This is a genomic window from Pseudoalteromonas sp. MER144-MNA-CIBAN-0113, assembly GCF_040308965.1.
Taxonomy (GTDB): Bacteria; Pseudomonadota; Gammaproteobacteria; order Enterobacterales; family Alteromonadaceae; genus Pseudoalteromonas; species Pseudoalteromonas tetraodonis.
In genome coordinates this window covers 38735-54751 of the sequence record NZ_JBEOOG010000023.1, presented here as the reverse complement: position 1 = coordinate 54751, position 16017 = coordinate 38735, and the positions used below count along the sequence as shown (strand labels likewise).

General features: G+C 40.5%; 13 protein-coding genes and 1 pseudogene. 7 read left to right on the top strand and 7 right to left on the bottom strand.

The features are described 5' to 3' along the window. A partial coding sequence (locus tag AAEY57_RS08390; protein ID WP_350607439.1) for a transposase occupies positions 1-210 on the top strand: 210 nt, incomplete at its 5' end. 71 nt (positions 211-281) lie between these two features. On the opposite strand, the gene AAEY57_RS08385 is transcribed toward AAEY57_RS08390, so the two are convergent. From AAEY57_RS08385 to greB, 4 genes are all read right to left on the bottom strand, one after another. Further along, positions 282-2606, bottom strand: a complete 2325-nt coding sequence (locus tag AAEY57_RS08385) for a Tex family protein (protein ID WP_350607436.1) — start codon at positions 2604-2606, stop codon at positions 282-284. A gap of 168 nt (positions 2607-2774) precedes the next feature. Further along, complete coding sequence (locus AAEY57_RS08380; protein WP_016900087.1) at positions 2775-3353, bottom strand: CBS domain-containing protein; 579 nt, start codon at positions 3351-3353, stop codon at positions 2775-2777. 55 nt (positions 3354-3408) lie between these two features. Beyond that, entirely contained in the window at positions 3409-3714 is a 306-nt protein-coding gene (locus AAEY57_RS08375; protein ID WP_350607433.1) for a hypothetical protein, read from the bottom strand. A gap of 124 nt (positions 3715-3838) precedes the next feature. After that, complete coding sequence (gene greB, locus AAEY57_RS08370; RefSeq protein ID WP_350607442.1) at positions 3839-4312, bottom strand: transcription elongation factor GreB; 474 nt, start codon at positions 4310-4312, stop codon at positions 3839-3841. A 183-nt stretch (positions 4313-4495) separates the two neighbouring features. On the opposite strand from greB, the gene ompR reads away from it, so the two are divergent. Beyond that, a complete protein-coding gene (ompR, locus tag AAEY57_RS08365; RefSeq protein WP_016899332.1) occupies positions 4496-5215 on the top strand; it encodes an osmolarity response regulator transcription factor OmpR in 720 nt (239 codons plus the stop codon). A 5-nt stretch (positions 5216-5220) separates the two neighbouring features. Beyond that, complete coding sequence (gene envZ, locus AAEY57_RS08360; RefSeq protein ID WP_016899331.1) at positions 5221-6534, top strand: two-component system sensor histidine kinase EnvZ; 1314 nt, start codon at positions 5221-5223, stop codon at positions 6532-6534. A 41-nt stretch (positions 6535-6575) separates the two neighbouring features. On the opposite strand, the pseudogene AAEY57_RS08355 reads toward envZ, so the two are convergent. Together AAEY57_RS08355 and speE are read right to left on the bottom strand one after the other, a co-directional pair. After that, positions 6576-8619: pseudogene (locus AAEY57_RS08355) on the bottom strand (glycoside hydrolase family 97 protein). A gap of 139 nt (positions 8620-8758) precedes the next feature. Continuing rightward, the gene (speE, locus tag AAEY57_RS08350) at positions 8759-9622 is read right to left on the bottom strand and encodes a polyamine aminopropyltransferase (RefSeq protein ID WP_013466096.1); all 864 of its coding nucleotides are present in this window, start codon (positions 9620-9622) and stop codon (positions 8759-8761) included. Between the two features lie 199 nt (positions 9623-9821). On the opposite strand from speE, the gene speA reads away from it, so the two are divergent. From speA to AAEY57_RS08330, 4 genes are all read left to right on the top strand, one after another. Next, positions 9822-11702, top strand: a complete 1881-nt coding sequence (gene speA, locus AAEY57_RS08345) for a biosynthetic arginine decarboxylase (RefSeq protein ID WP_076919621.1) — start codon at positions 9822-9824, stop codon at positions 11700-11702. Positions 11703-11763: 61 nt separating this feature from the next. Beyond that, positions 11764-12636, top strand: a complete 873-nt coding sequence (gene yihG / locus AAEY57_RS08340; protein ID WP_008466705.1) for a 1-acylglycerol-3-phosphate O-acyltransferase, YihG family — start codon at positions 11764-11766, stop codon at positions 12634-12636. A 17-nt stretch (positions 12637-12653) separates the two neighbouring features. Next, positions 12654-13574, top strand: a complete 921-nt coding sequence (gene yihG / locus AAEY57_RS08335) for a 1-acylglycerol-3-phosphate O-acyltransferase, YihG family (RefSeq protein ID WP_350607427.1) — start codon at positions 12654-12656, stop codon at positions 13572-13574. Continuing rightward, on the top strand, positions 13571-14830 hold the full coding sequence (locus AAEY57_RS08330; RefSeq protein WP_008466713.1) for a mechanosensitive ion channel family protein: 1260 nt from the start codon (positions 13571-13573) through the stop codon (positions 14828-14830). Before yihG (AAEY57_RS08335) ends, AAEY57_RS08330 begins: the two co-directional genes overlap by 4 nt. Here the strand turns inward: AAEY57_RS08330 and chrA are convergent. Next, on the bottom strand, positions 14790-15941 hold the full coding sequence (gene chrA, locus AAEY57_RS08325; RefSeq protein WP_350607424.1) for a chromate efflux transporter: 1152 nt from the start codon (positions 15939-15941) through the stop codon (positions 14790-14792). The genes AAEY57_RS08330 and chrA overlap by 41 nt on opposite strands. Between the last annotated feature and the right edge of the window lie 76 nt (positions 15942-16017).

The following is a 16017-nucleotide window of genomic DNA, read 5'->3' as shown; positions in this document are numbered from 1 at the left end:
TTGAAAAAACGATTTATAATCGAAACGGTGAATGATCAATTGAAAAACATTTCTTACATTGAACACTCTAGACACCGCAGTATGCATGGCTTTATGCTAAATTTACTTGGTGGATTAATTGCCTATTGCCTAAAAGAGGAAAAGCCGTCATTAGATTTAACATCGCAAGAACTTGAAATTTTAGAGAGTAATAATCTAATGTTGGCTTAACCAGATCTCAGGTTGATTAAAAATAAAAAAACCGCCTAGGCGGTTTTTTATTTTTAAATATATCGTTTAAATTACTTTTTCACTTTTGCGTTAGCAAAGGCGTCAGCAAAGGCATTCCCCATCATCGCATTGCCTGTATCGCGTTTAGGTTTAGGCGCTCGTGCTTGGTTGGTATTATTGCTGCGAGGCTTTTGCGGTGCCGCAGCAGCTGCTTTATTGCTGGTGTCTATGTCGTCATCTAGGCGCATAGTAAAACTAATGCGTTTACGGGCAGCATCGACTTCAACCACTTTTACTTTAACAATGTCACCTGCTTTAACCACTTCGCGTGGGTCTGAAATAAACTTGTTAGTAATAGCTGAAATATGTACGAGTCCATCTTGATGAACACCCACATCAACAAATGCACCAAAATTAGCAACGTTAGAAACCACACCTTCTAAAATCATACCAGGCTTAAGGTCACTAATTTTTTCAACACCGGCTTTAAACTCCGCGGTTTTGAATTCAGGACGTGGATCGCGACCTGGTTTATCAAGCTCGCTAATAATGTCAGTCACGGTTGGTAAGCCAAATTTATCGTCAATATAGTCGTTTGCAGCGAGTTTACTTAAAAATTCACTGTTACCAATTAAGTTATTTACGTCTACCTGATTATGTTCACAAATACGCTTAACGATAGGGTATGCTTCAGGGTGAACTGATGAGTTATCTAGCGGATCGCTGCCATTATTAATGCGTAAAAACCCAGCCGCTTGTTCGAATGCTTTTGGCCCTAAGCGTTCTACTTTTTTCAACTGACTACGTTTTGTAAATGACCCATTCGTGTCACGGTAGTTTACAATGTTTTGAGCCAACGTTTTGTTTAAGCCAGAAACACGTGCAAGCAAAGGCACTGAGGCCATATTTAAATCAACCCCCACACTGTTTACACAGTCTTCTACTACAGAAATTAGGCTTTGCCCAAGTTGGCTTTGTGATACATCGTGTTGATATTGGCCTACACCGATAGACTTAGGCTCTATTTTAACTAGTTCAGCTAATGGATCTTGTAGGCGACGTGCAATAGATACTGCACCGCGTAAAGATACATCTAAATCTGGGAACTCATTAGCGGCAAATTCAGACGCAGAATACACCGAAGCGCCGGCTTCACTGACCATAATTTTATTCAGTTTAAGCTCGGCATTGGCTTTGATAAGTTCGCCAACCAGTTTATCTGATTCGCGAGAAGCAGTGCCGTTACCAATAGCAATAAGCTCAACTTTATGTTGGCGACATAATTGCTCGAGCGTACGCAGTGATTTATCCCAATGATTTTGCGGTGCATGTGGGAAGATTGTTTGTGTAGTGAGCAGTTTTCCTGTGCTATCGACTACCGCAATTTTACAACCAGTACGCAAGCCAGGATCTAAACCAAGTGTCGTGCGAGGGCCTGCAGGCGCTGCCATTAATAAATCTTTTAAATTTTTAGCAAATACGTCAATGGCACCGGTTTCGGCTTTTTCTCGCATTGCGGCTAAAAACTCGTTTTCTAAGTGTAGCCCAAGCTTAATTTTCCATGCCCACTGCACCACAGTTAATAACCATGCACTAGCAGGTTTGTTTTTAATATCTAGGCGGTAATGATCACTGATCATTTGGGCACATAACTGGGCTGGATTTTCAGCACTTGGCTCAGGATTAATCGTTAACTGTAAAATGCCTTCATTACGTGCTCTTAGCATGGCTAATGCACGGTGCGAGGGGACTTTTTTTAACGGCTCTTGATGTTCAAAGTAGTCTCTGTATTTAGCACCTGCTTGTTCTTGCCCATCAATTAACTTACTCTCAATCGCCCCATTTTGACTAATATGGCTTCTAAACTTAGCGAGTAATTTAGCGTCTTCAGCAAAACGCTCCATTAGAATAAATTTGGCACCATCAAGGGCTGATTTTGTATCAATAATGGCTTTATCGGCATTAATATAGTGAGCGGCTTCAGCTTCTGGGTCGAGCATTGGGTCGTTAAATAACGCATTAGCAAGAGGTTCTAAACCGGCCTCAATAGCGATTTGACCTTTAGTGCGACGCTTTGCCTTATAAGGCAAGTATAAATCTTCAAGCTCGGTTTTACTTTGCGCTGCTTTTATATCAGCTGCTAATTCCCCGGTAAGCTTATTTTGAGATTCTATCGTCGATAGAATAAAGCCACGACGCTCTTCAAGTTCACGTAAATAAGACAAACGTTGTTCTAGAAGGCGTAGTTGGGTGTCATCTAATCCACCGGTCACTTCTTTTCTGTAACGGGCAATAAAGGGGACCGTTGCGCCTTCATCAAGTAACTTTGTTGCTGCAACCACTTGTTGCTGCTGTGCATTTAGCTCAGTTGCTAAACGTGCAGAGATATCGCTCATGCAAAAACCTTTTAATACAAAAAATAAGACCAGCTAAGAAGTTAACTGATGCGTCAATGTCTTGAATAATATCACAGGGGAAGGTAATAAAAAGCTCTTAAAGCAAGCTATTTTACTTGCTTTAAGATGCCATTACTGAGGTTGGAACTATACTAATAAAAAGCTGATTTAGTGAGGGTGCTCTATACTTTCGAGTACTTCACTAAATGTGTGCGCTATTGGACTAATATGAACAGGAATTTGCAGCTTACGTGCTATATCGCGTGCTGAAATTAAACCACTTATTTCATTATTAGCCGCAGTGACTAATAAAAACATAGCGCCATGATGTTCCATAGTTTGCAGTGCATCACCAATGCATGAGTAGCTTAAGCTTTTCATACTTACACCCATTAAATTACTTAGCGGTGTCATTAAATAGCGCAAGCTAATTTCACTACGAGGCAAGCCTAAACGCTGTGCTAAAATCATGATTTTTGAGCTTTGTAAATCAGCACTCGCCACTATACCTATTAGCTTTTGCTGCTCATCAGTTACCAAAATAAAATCAGAGCGTTTAGTCGTTAACTGTTTTGACGCTTGTTCAATTGTTGTATCAAACGATGCACGCATCGGGCTTGTATCAGTAAAACTAGTCACCACTTGTGTAGCAGGTGAAGTTAAATCAATGACAGCTTCATTAGTAAATGTATTCGCAATAGTGCCATGAGAAATATCTTGGGTACGGAGTTCTTTAAAGTTAGACATAATATCCACCTAATTAGTTATAAAATTTAATAATGTTTAAAAGCAAGTTATTAAACTAAATAACGGGTGGCGCTCGCGGGTGTGCATGGCTGTAGGGTGTGACTAAAAGGCTGCTTTCATAATGAAAGTAAAACGCTAAAGGAAGTGGTTGAATTTTTCTAAGCGCAATAACACCGACATGAGAGTCTATATCGGTGTCGAGGTTTGCTTGGTCAGGAGAGTCGCAAACAATAAATTCTGCAGGTGTAAAACCAGCATCAATTTGCGTATTTTTGGGTGTTGCATGCAATGTCAAACTTACACTCATAAAGAGTGTAAACAATAGGGCATGTTGTAATATGCGCGCTGTAATGTTTGACATAGTGACGACCTTAATTAACTACTCTCAAATTAATACATCATAACTTGAGTTACTTTAGTTATAGCTTACTCAAATAATATAAACAATAAAAAGTTAATATGATCTGAATCAAAACTAAGCCGTTTTATTTTTGGTAAGAAATATTATTTACATACCATTGCTTAGCACCTTGAGGGGTCATGACCTCAAAACCATCGTCTACTTGTTTTTTTAATAGTGCTCGCGCCATTGGTGAGTCAATAGAAATGTAATCGTTGCGATCATAAATTTCATCGGGACCGACAATTCTAAACTTCTTACACTCCCCAGCCTCGTTTTCTATTTCAACCCAAGCACCAAAAAAAACTTTGCCGTCTTGCACGGGTGAGTAATCAACAATTTTTAAATCGGGGATGCGCTTACGTAGATAGCGCACTCGGCGGTCTATTTGGCGTAATAGACGCTTGTTATACTGATAGTCTGCATTTTCAGAGCGATCACCAAGGCTTGCAGCCCAACTCACAATTTTAGTGACTTCTGGGCGTTTTACATTCCAAAGATGCTCATGTTCTTGCTGAAGTTGTAAATAACCTTCGCGAGTAATTAAGTTTGTTTTCACGCCGTGTTCTTGTTTAATTTTCATGTGTGGCACGGTATTAAAATAAAGACAGCTTGTCGAGATAAAATAGCCACCAATGGGTTTGAAATGTTCAGTAACAATCTAAGCACTTAATTAGTTTTTTATTATTAAGTTTTTCATTTATATTAACGATTAATAAATTATAAAAATAAGCAACAGATTATGGGACAAGAGACAGTAAAAGTATTAGTGGTTGATGACGATAAACGTTTGCGCAGTTTGCTTGAGCGCTATTTAGTAGAGCAAGGATTTATTGTTAGAACAGCCGCAGATTCACAGCAAATGGATAGGCTTATTGAGCGTGAAAACTTTCACTTAATGGTGCTTGATTTAATGCTGCCCGGAGAAGACGGGCTCTCTATTTGCAGACGGTTACGTCAAAAAGAAAACCAAATCCCAATTGTGATGTTGACCGCTAAAGGTGATGAAGTAGACCGCATTATTGGTTTGGAGCTCGGTGCTGACGATTATATTCCTAAACCGTTTAATCCACGTGAGTTACTTGCCCGCATAAAAGCAATTTTACGTCGCCAATCAAAAGAAGTGCCAGGGGCACCTTCAGCAGAAGAGAATTTAATTGAGTTTGGTAAATTTACTTTAAATTTAGCCACACGAGAAATGAGCGAAGGGGATAATACCGTATCGCTCACAAGTGGTGAATTTGCCGTATTAAAAGCGTTGGTATCTCACCCTCGAGAGCCGTTAAGTCGTGATAAATTAATGAACTTGGCAAGAGGTCGTGATTACAGTGCGCTAGAGCGTAGTATTGATGTGCAAGTGTCACGCCTTCGCCGTATGATTGAAGTGGATGCGGCTAACCCGCGTTATATTCAAACTGTATGGGGATTAGGTTATGTGTTTGTTCCTGATGGTGAAAAGTAATAATTATGGGGATGTTTCCACGTAGTGCGTTTGGGCAAACTGTTTTTTTAGTAGCAGCTTTGTTGCTGATTAACCAAATTGTATCCTACGTCACAGTAAGTTTATATGTTGTTAAACCCACCATTGAGCAAGTTAATTTGATGCTTGCTAAGCAAATTAAAACTGTATTTATTGACTGGGAAGATGGTGTTGAAGTAACCGATGAAGTTTCAGAAAAGTTTTTTGCAATAACCGGTATTGAGGTGATGACTCAGCGTGAAGCGATGCGCAATGGCTTAGGGCAAAGTCGTGAGTATTCAGGGCTATCGCGAAGTATGTCAGAGCAGTTGAATGGGTTTTCTCGGGTACGCATTAGTCAAACCGATCCACTTATTTATTGGGTGGAAGCCCCGCAAGCACCGGGCTATTGGGTTAAAGTCCCCTTAACCGGATTTAAAGAAAGTAATCTTGAATTTTTAACTTTTTACTTATCCAGTATAGGCTTTTTAAGTGTATTAGGCGGGTGGTTATTTGCAAGGCATTTGAACCGACCATTAAAAGCACTGCAACAAGCGGCAATAAAAGTAGGCGTTGGTGATTTTAGTACTAAGTTACAAGAACAAGGCTCAAGCGAAGTTATTGAGGTAACGCGCGCTTTTAACCAAATGTCGCGAGGTATAGCAGCCCTTGAAAATGATCGTCGATTACTCATGGCCGGTGTCTCTCACGACTTACGCACACCGCTTACCCGTATTCGGTTAGCCACAGAAATGATGGTTGATGAAGATGATTATTTACGCGAAGGTATTATTTACGATATTGAAGATATGAATGGCATTATTGATCAGTTTATTGAATATTTACGCCATCATAAACGTGAAGAACAAAGCTATGAAGATATCAATGCGTTAGTAGCCGAAGTCGTACAAAGTGAATTAAAGCATCAACGTGTTATTACGTTTGAAAGCAATCCTAACCTAGGTAATATTCCCATAAGCTCAGTGGCTATTAAGCGAGTAGTGACGAATATGATTGAAAATGCACTGCGTTACTCGCAAGGGGATATTGAGGTGCAAAGTTATTTTAATAGCAATAAAAAGTACGTCATTATTGCGGTTAACGATAATGGCCCAGGTATTCCTGAGAGTGAATTAGAATCAGTGTTCGAACCATTTAAGCAAGGTGACGCTGCACGAGGCAGTGAAGGCAGTGGTTTAGGCTTAGCTATTATTAAACGCATTATAGACATGCATAATGGCAAGGTTGTGCTCTCTAATCGCCCTGAAGGTGGTTTAAGTGCGCAAATATATTTACCGGTTAAAGTGGTTAATCAAAACTAAATAAAGCTATCCGCCGTTATATGCGGATAGCTTTAACCATTTTATAGTGCTTTAAAACGAATGGCTGTACCACCACTGGTGGCCAATTTTAGTGTGAGTTTATCATTTGCGGTAACAGTGCGTTTTTCGATTTTTAAATCGTAAGGGTTGTTCTTCCACTCTGCCTTATCACCATCTTTGTAGATTTGCGCTTCAAACTGTTTATCTTTATCTAAGAAGTCGAGTTTAACCTCAATGGTGCGGGCGTTTTCATCAGTTACAGCGCCTAAGTACCAGTCATTACCAGTGTAATGATCGCGTTTACGTTCTTTTCGTGCAAATACAATAAAGTCGCCTACTTCTCCATCAAGCGCAATACTTTGTTGCCAATCGGTCGGTACGTCTTGAATAAATTGAAAAGCATCGGGCTTAGCTAAATAATTTTTAGGTAAATCAGCCGCCATTTGAATTGGGCTGTACATTACAACATAAAGTGCTAATTGCTTTGCAAGTGTTGTTTGCGGGCGATTTGTATCGCCACCTAAGCCATTAAAGCTCATATCAAAAATACCTGGCGTAAAGTCCATTGGGCCTGCCAGCATACGCGTAAAAGCAAGCATTGGAATGTGCTCTGGTGGATTGGGTGGCGTGCCCCATGCGTTAAATTCTTGGCCGCGAGCGCCTTCACGAGCAATCCAATTAGGGTAAGTACGGCGAAGGCCGGTGTCTTTTATTGGCTCATGAGTATTAATACTTATTTTATGTTTTGCAGCTAGCTTAACGTTGTATAAGTACTCATTAACCATAAATTGGCCGTCATGCCACTCAAAACGGGCAATGCCGTTTTCATCAATGCGTTTAATATTGCCACCATCGGCCACATAACCGGTTTTAATTTGGCTTACATTTGATTGCTCGTAAAGCGCAAAAGCGTCTTCCATTTGATTACGATAATTTGTTACGTTACCTGAAGTTTCATGGTGGCCAATTAACTGCACCCCTTTTTGCTTACCGTAGCGGGTAAGCTCCTCAATATCAAAGTCATCATATGCTTGGGTAAAGCTAAATACATCGCCATTAAAAAACCAGTCGCCATCCCAACCAGTGTTCCAACCTTCAACTAATACACCATCAAAGCCGTATTTTGCGGCAAAGTCCATGTAGTATTTAGTATTTTTTGTGGTAGCACCGTGTTTTTCGCCACTACCCCAAGTATTCTCATTGATGTGCATGCCCCACCAAATACCTACGTATTTGCCTGGTTTAACCCAGGACACATCACCGAGCTTATTTGGCTCATTTAGATTTAAAATAATATCTGAATTAACTAAGTCTACCGCATGTTCGCCAATTTGAATGGTGCGCCAAGGCGTATTAAATGCACCGTGCTTTTTGACTGCTATACCATCTGACCATGGCGTTAAATCGGCGCTAAAAGTGCCTGGGCGACGTTGGTTAAGCACCATGCCCGCATAATCGACTAGGGCTGCTTCATGAATACTGACATGCACGCCGTTGCCATTTTTAAAAGTAAAAGGGGTGTGAGCGAGTGCAGCATCTTGTAAGGCTGTGGTGTTGTAGACATATTCGTAACGATTCCAACCGCGAGCAGGTATCCACCATGCAGTGGCTTTATCGGCACCGGCGATGGCAAACTCGGTCAGCTCTTTAGTAATTTCTGTTTTTTTCAAAACCGGCTTGTTTAGGGACTTCATAGCGAAATCCCACACCGCTATCAAAGGCTTTAAATCGCACTGTGTATGTGCCACCGTGGGGTGCGGGTTTATTAAAGGTAACGGCAATTTCATTGTGCTTGTCGACAACGGTTTGACGCTCTCCCCAAGGTTGCTGCCATTGACTATCTGTTTGTGAGCGAGTTACTTCACTAATAACAAAACCTTCATCAAATGGCGCTTGGCTTTTAAATCTAAAACCTAAATGTGACTGCGTAATAACAGGTTTACCGTTAAAGCTAATAGAATAGTAAGGAGATGAAGATTGATCAGATATGGTGATTTTAATTTTTTGATCAGGCGATTCCAGCATGGCTTCTTTTGCAAAAGCGCTGCTTGAAAGTAAAGCAACTAGCAGTAAAGGTAATCTCATTGTGTGTCCTTTATGTCAAATTGTAGACTATGAGCATAAAGTGAAGGTGGGGTTATTACGAGATGACTGCAAACGTATTCAGTGTAATTAAACACATAAAAAAGGGCTCTAGCGAGCCCTGTTTTATATTTATAACTTATTATTTTTTATCAAAAGCGCGTTTCATGTAATTAGGTGTTGCGAGTGCACCGTGATGAATGCCGCCATTGTAGTATTCACTATGCTGTGCAATTGTTGCTGCGCCGTCTTCTCTAAAGCCATTAAATGCCTCAGATTTGCGAGCTAGCGTCACTGACCATAACCCACTTGGGTAAATAGGTTGTGGGAATGGGAGTGTTTGTAAATCGTTAAAACCAACACTTAGCATAGCTTCGCGCATTTCAACCAACAGTGGCATATGCATTAATGGCGATTCACTTTGTTGTACCAGTATTCCACCAGGGCGAAGTGCGTTTAAACAGCTAGTATAAAACGCATGGTTAAATAAACCTTCACCTGGGCCTACCGGATCAGTACCATCAACAATCACTACATCAATAGACTCACCAGCTGCTTCGCGCATGTATTTAATGCCATCGTCAAACATCACAGTAGCACGTGGGTCATTATTTGATTCACATAACTCTGGGAAGTACTTTAACGACATTTGGGTAACCACTTCGTCAATATCTATTTGAGTTACAGTTTCTACGCTTGGGTGCTTGAGCACTTCACGTAACGTACCGCAATCGCCGCCACCAATAATAACTACGTTTTTTGGGTTTGGATGCGCCAGTAATGCTGGGTGGCTGATCATTTCGTGGTAAAAAAAGTTTTCACGGCTACTTACCATAGTACAACCATCAATGATCATTAAATTACCAAAGTCTGTGGTTTCAAACATTTCTACTTTTTGAAAAGGAGACTGTTTTTCATCTAACTTTTTGTTAATACGTAATGAAAATGCGCTGCCATCGCGGTCGCTAATTTCAGTAAACCACTTACTTTGATCTAAATTTGCCATAGTTGTTGTTACACTTTTGGTTGAGTATGAAAAAAAGGAGGCAATTCTGCCAGTGCTTGGCCTATTGCTCAATCAAATTTTACTCTCTTTAGCGAATAAAGTTAGCTATAAAGAGGGGAAAGTTCAATTTTTGTTAGCTTAGCAGATAGTGACGTATTAAAATGCCCCTTTACACCTAATTTAATAAAGAAGAGTTGCCATGACTTGGGGTTTAGAAACAGCACGTGCTACATACAATGTTGCTCATTGGAGCGATGGTTATTTTGATATTAACGCACAAGGTGAGTTGATAGCCTATCCTGATGGCGACCAAACAAAACCTGCCATTTCTTTAAGCCAGCTTACTGAGCAATTTAAGCAGCAAGGGTTAACATTGCCCGTACTGGTGCGCTTTACTGATATTTTAAAAAATCGTGTAGATACGCTCACTAATGCCTTCACTCAAGCGCGTAGCAACCGTGAATATAATGGTAAATACACCTGTGTTTACCCTATAAAAGTAAATCAACAGCGTTCTGTAGTAAGTAAACTATTGGCACACCCAAGTGGCTTAGTCGGGCTTGAAGCCGGTTCTAAGCCTGAACTAATGGCCATTTTAGGGGTGGCGAAAGAGCCTATTACAATTGTATGCAACGGCTACAAAGACAGTGAGTTTTTACGTTTAGCCTGTATTGGTCAAGCAATGGGACACAGCGTTAAAATTGTGGTTGAAAAACTCTCAGAGCTAACCACATTGCTTGAAGAAATTGATAATTTAGGCATTGAACCGGCTATTGGAATTCGTATTCGCTTAAATTCGGTTGGTAAAGGTAAATGGCAAAATACCGGTGGTGAAAAAGGCAAATTTGGCTTAACTGCAGGCCAAGTACTTAGTGCAGTGGAAGTGCTTAAGCAACATAATAAGTTGCATTTAATGCAAATGGTACATTTTCATATTGGCTCACAAATTGCCAATATTCGCGATATTCATCGTGCTTTGCGCGAGTGTGCTCGCCATTTTGCTGAATTAACTCAATACGGTGTACCGCTGAATACGGTTGATGTGGGTGGCGGGCTCGGCGTTGACTACGAAGGTTCAGGTTCGCGAAGTGCTTGCTCAATGAACTACACAGTCGAAGAATATGCGCGTAATGTGGTAAATGCATTTGCCGAGGTGTGCGACCAACATAACTTAGCTCACCCTGCAATTATTACCGAATCTGGCCGTGCTCTTACTGCACATCATGCGGTGCTTATTACCGATGTAATTGATGTTGAAAAAGCGCCAAATCATTTAAACCCAGAACCACCTGTTAAAAACAGTGCCTTAGTATTGGATGAAATGTGGCAGTGTTTACAACGTTTGAACCCGCGTATGGCATTAGAGATTTATCATGATGCAATGCATTTATTTAGTGAAGCACACGATCAATACGTACATGGTTTAGTGAGCATGCTAGAGTGGGCGAAAATAGAGCAGCTTTACTTTACTATTTTACATCGCGTTCGAGCTTCATTAAGCTCTAATGCACGAGCTCACCGCGAAGTGCTGGATGATTTAAACGAAAAACTAGCCGATAAACTGTTTGTGAATTTTTCACTATTTCAGTCGTTACCCGATGTGTGGGGCATTCAGCAGTTATTTCCGGTTATGCCCATCGAAAACCTAACGCAGCCGCTTACTCAGCGCGCTATTATCCAGGACATTACTTGTGATTCTGACGGGCAAATACGTGAGTACGTTGAAGGTGCAGGGATTGAAACCAGTTTACCTATTCCTGAATATACACAAGGTCAGCAGTATCATATTGCGATGTTTATGGTAGGGGCATACCAAGAGATTTTAGGTGACTTACATAACTTATTTGGTGATACCGATTCAGTTCATGTTGAGCTTAATGAGCAAGGATATGTATTAACCAATGCCATTAAAGGTGACAGCGTTAAGGATGTATTAAAATTTGTTGATTATGATAGCGAGTTATTAGCTGATAACTTTGCCACTCAGATTAATAAACTTGATGTATCAGAACACTGTAAAGAAGGGTACCTAGCCGAGCTTAATGCAGGGCTTGAAGGTTACACCTATTTTGAAGATTAATTTAGTTGCATAGTTAAGCGCGGTCATTCGTGGCTGCGCGATGTTTAAAGGAATAGAAGTAATGTCAGTTATTCGCAGTGTATTTAGTATTTTCTTTTACACAATAAACACTCTTTTTTGGTTTGTGCCTATTTTTATTTGTGGCATCGTTAAGCTAATCCCAATCAAGGGGCTTCAAAAATTAATGAGCTGGACAGCCAAGCAATGTGCCTCTATTTGGGTGACATTTAACACCTTAAATCAAACGTTATTAACGCCAACAAAGCTAAATGTAACCGACCTTGAAGAGCTTAAATTAAAAGATTGGTACCTAGTTATTGCGAACCACCAAAGCTGGGTGGATATTTTAGTGTTACAACGAGTGTTCAACCGCAAAATACCTTTTTTAAACTTCTTTTTGAAAAAAGAGCTTATTTATGTGCCTGTTTTAGGTTTATGTTGGTGGGCGCTCGACTTTCCTTTTATGACCCGCACCAGTAAAAGCCAATTAAAAAAGAACCCTAAATTGCGTGGTAAAGATTTAGAAACGACCCGTAAAGCGTGTGAAAAATTTAAAGAAATGCCAGTCAGTGTGGTTAACTTTGTTGAAGGTACGCGTTTTACAGCGCAAAAGCATGCGCGTCAAAATAGTCCGTTTCCTCACTTACTTAAACCTAAGGCGGGTGGTGTGGCGTTTGTAATGCAAGCCATGGGTGAGCAAATTTCTAAGGTGGTAAATGTCACTATTCATTACCCTGAGGGCATTCCTACTTTTATGGATTTTGCAGCCGGTAAAGTAAAACACATTGATGTACATGTTGAAGTCAAAGGCGTTAGTGATGACTTAATTGGTGATTACACTAATGATCCTGACTTTAGAGTACGCTTTCAAAGTGAATTAAATCGCGTGTGGGAAGAAAAAAACCAGACGCTCGTTAATTTCAAACAAAAATAAAAAATGAGCTAACAGTTATGCTAAAAAAATGGTTACCTAATTGGTTAAATGGCTTAATTGTTGGCTGTGTTTTATTTGCTAATTTAATAATATTTGGCGCATTAGTACTTATCCTAGGATTAGTTAAATTAGTTTTGCCCATACCCGTAGTAAGTAAATTATTACACGGTGCGTACAAGGGGTGGTGTAAAGGTAATCGCTTAGGGCTGTGGCTAGGCTGTAATGATATTAAAGTTAATATTAGTGGGGAGGTGAATGCCAATAGTTGGTATTTGCTAATCAGTAATCATATTAGCTGGCTTGATATTGCGGTATTAAGCTCGTTAAATGCATTACCAGCTCCTAAGTTTTTTTTAAAAGATGAGCTTAAGTACGTGCCATTTATAGGCACTGGTGCGTGGGCAATGGGTATGCCCTTTATGAAGCGGGTGAGCAAAGCACAATTGGCAAAAAATCCCAATTTAAAAGGCCTAGATGTCGAGCGTACTAAGCGCAGTTGCCGTAATTTTCGTCATCACCCTACAACCATAGTGAACTTTGTAGAAGGTACGCGTTTTACAGCGCAAAAGCATAAGCATCAACAAAGTCCTTTTCAGCATTTATTAAAGCCTAAAGCTGGTGGAACTGCTTTTGCCTTAGAAGTTTTAAATGAGCAGTTTGACGCTATGCTTAACACCAGTTTAGTGTATAGCGGTAAATCAGATCATGTGTGTCGTAATATTTTAAAAGGCGAGTTGGAGTCTATTAATATTACCATTGAGGTGATGCCAATAAATACACAGATGATTGGCAGTTACCAAACAGATCAAGTATTTAGAGCCGAGTTTCAGCAATACTTAAATAACTTATGGACAATAAAAGATAAGCAATTAAGCGCTATTCATATTCAGCAAGCTAGTACTGAATTAACTCCCAGTAAGGAAATTGAAATACCATGACCAAAACACACCTACAGGAGCTAATTACTCCTTGGTTTGAAAAAGTCCCCGATGCTTTTTTTCTCAGTGCCATCACCGCCTCATCGATAGGCATTCTCTCGCTATTATTTGTTTACTTATTTACTCGCCGCTTAATGTTACCAGGTATTCAAAAGGTGGTGACTAAACTCTCGCCTGAGCGTATTGGTTCATTGTCACCTATGTTGACCAAGCTCAATAAACGAATTGCCTGTTTGCTATGTTGTGTCCTTTTTTTAGCCACATTTGATAGCGTTTATCCCGTTAATGCAATTGCCCAAGAGATCCTTAAAACTATTGGCCAAGCATTATTAATTATTTATATAGGTTTTATTATAAGCAGCATAGTGAGCATTGCTGGCGCTATTTATAACCAATTAGATTTTGCCCGAGAAGTACCTATTCAAGGCTTAATTCAAGTGGTTAAGCTGATCACCTTTATTGTCTGTTCAATATTAATAGTTAGTATTGTGCTTGAAAAGTCGCCTACTTATATACTATCGGGCTTTGGTGCGATTGCAGCGGTAACGCTATTAGTATTTAAAGACACCATATTAGGCTTTGTTGCCAGCATTCAAATTGCTGCTAACCGCTTAGTGACCTATGGTGATTGGATCCAAGTAGACAACTATGGTGCCGATGGCGAAGTGATTGATTTAGGGCTAAATACTGTAAAAGTGCGCAACTGGGACAACACCATAACGACTATACCAACTTATATGCTAGTGGCCGGTTCATTTAAAAACTGGCGTGGTATGCAAGAATCTGGTGGGCGACGTATTAAACGTTCTTTAAACATTGATATGAACAGCATCTTTTTAGTTGATGACGATTTTAAAGCGCAAATAGAAGCGGCTATTCCACTGCAAGAATATATTCGACTAGGCACGCTTCCCGATCCTGTGTCGAACTTAGGGTTGTTTCGTCGCTATGCAGAGGGTTACTTAAAACAGCACAGTAAAATCAATACCTCGCTCACACTTATGGTGCGTGAGCTACAACCACTTAATCATGGCTTACCAATTGAGTTTTACTGCTTTAGTGAAGACAAACGTTGGATATCGTACGAGCACTTACAAGCTGAAATTATGGACCATTTACTAGCTGTATTACCGGTGTTTGGGCTGCGCGCTTATCAAAGCGTCAGTGGGCAGTTAAGCCCAGCTGACGGGGTGAATATGGCGGGCAAACCTAGTATTAAAGTACCCAATAATGCTGTCCAAGGCCAACGCCAATAAAGAGCAATAATAGCCACCAAATAGGTGGCTTTTTCATACGTAGCCACACAAATGCAGTAATCACTAATGCAATATGCCAAACATTGCTTACGGCTGAAGTCCAAATGGGCGAATACAATGCAGCAGCTAAAAAACCAACCACGGCGGCATTAAGCGCAGCAATTGAGCTGGCAAAACGGGGTTTACTAGCTAAATTAATCCAGCTTTTTTGAAAGGCCAACATCAGTAAAAACCCAGGGGTAAATATCAATAATGTAGCTATGATTGCGCCTATTATTGGTTGCGCGGTGTTTAGCTGCGCGCCTAAGTAGGTGGCTATTGTAAACATAGGCCCAGGTATAGCCTGAGCACTGGCGTAAGCCGTTAAAAATTGGTCATCACTTAAGGTTGGAACTCCCGCTTGAAGTACTGGCAACACAACGTGTCCACCACCAAATACCATGGCACCTGCTTGGTAAAAAGGCGCGAATAACGCAGCGTTTTCGCCAAGTGGGATAAAGCTGATGGCAAGTAGTAGTGCAAATAAGCCAAGAGCAATCCAATTGATGTTGGTTTTTTCTCTGCTAACATTTTCTGTAGATTTAGCTAAGTTAAGTAAAGGCCATAAAGCACCGATAATGGCAGCGGTTACTAAAATGGCGATTTGAGTGCCCAACATAGGAAATAAAATCAGTGCTAAAGTACTCATTATTGCCAGAAGTTTAAGTACCGCACTGGTGCAAAAGCTCTTCGCCATACTAAGGGTCGCATCAGCAACAATAACCACGGCAAATAGTTTCAAACCTGCAATAATAGCAAAATAAACAGCATCAAACTGATGTGCACTTATTGCAATTAGCACCATGATCAAAAACGAAGGCAGGGTAAAGCCTATAAACGCAGCGATACCACCGAGTACACCCGCACGTTCTACGCCAATAGCAAAGCTAACCTGACTTGAACCAGGGCCTGGCAGAGCTTGACTTAAGCTAATTAGCTGCGCGTAACGCGCTGTACTTAACCAGCGAAGCGAATCAACAAAGTGGTGCTTAAAGTAACCTAAATGCGCGGCAGGGCCGCCAAAGCTCATGCAGCCAAGCAAAAAAAACTGCCTAAAAATCGCAATTAACATAGTGTCCATCGCCTTTTGATAAATCATAAAATTGTCACAAACAAGTATGACATTATTATGAAACGCTATCACTACT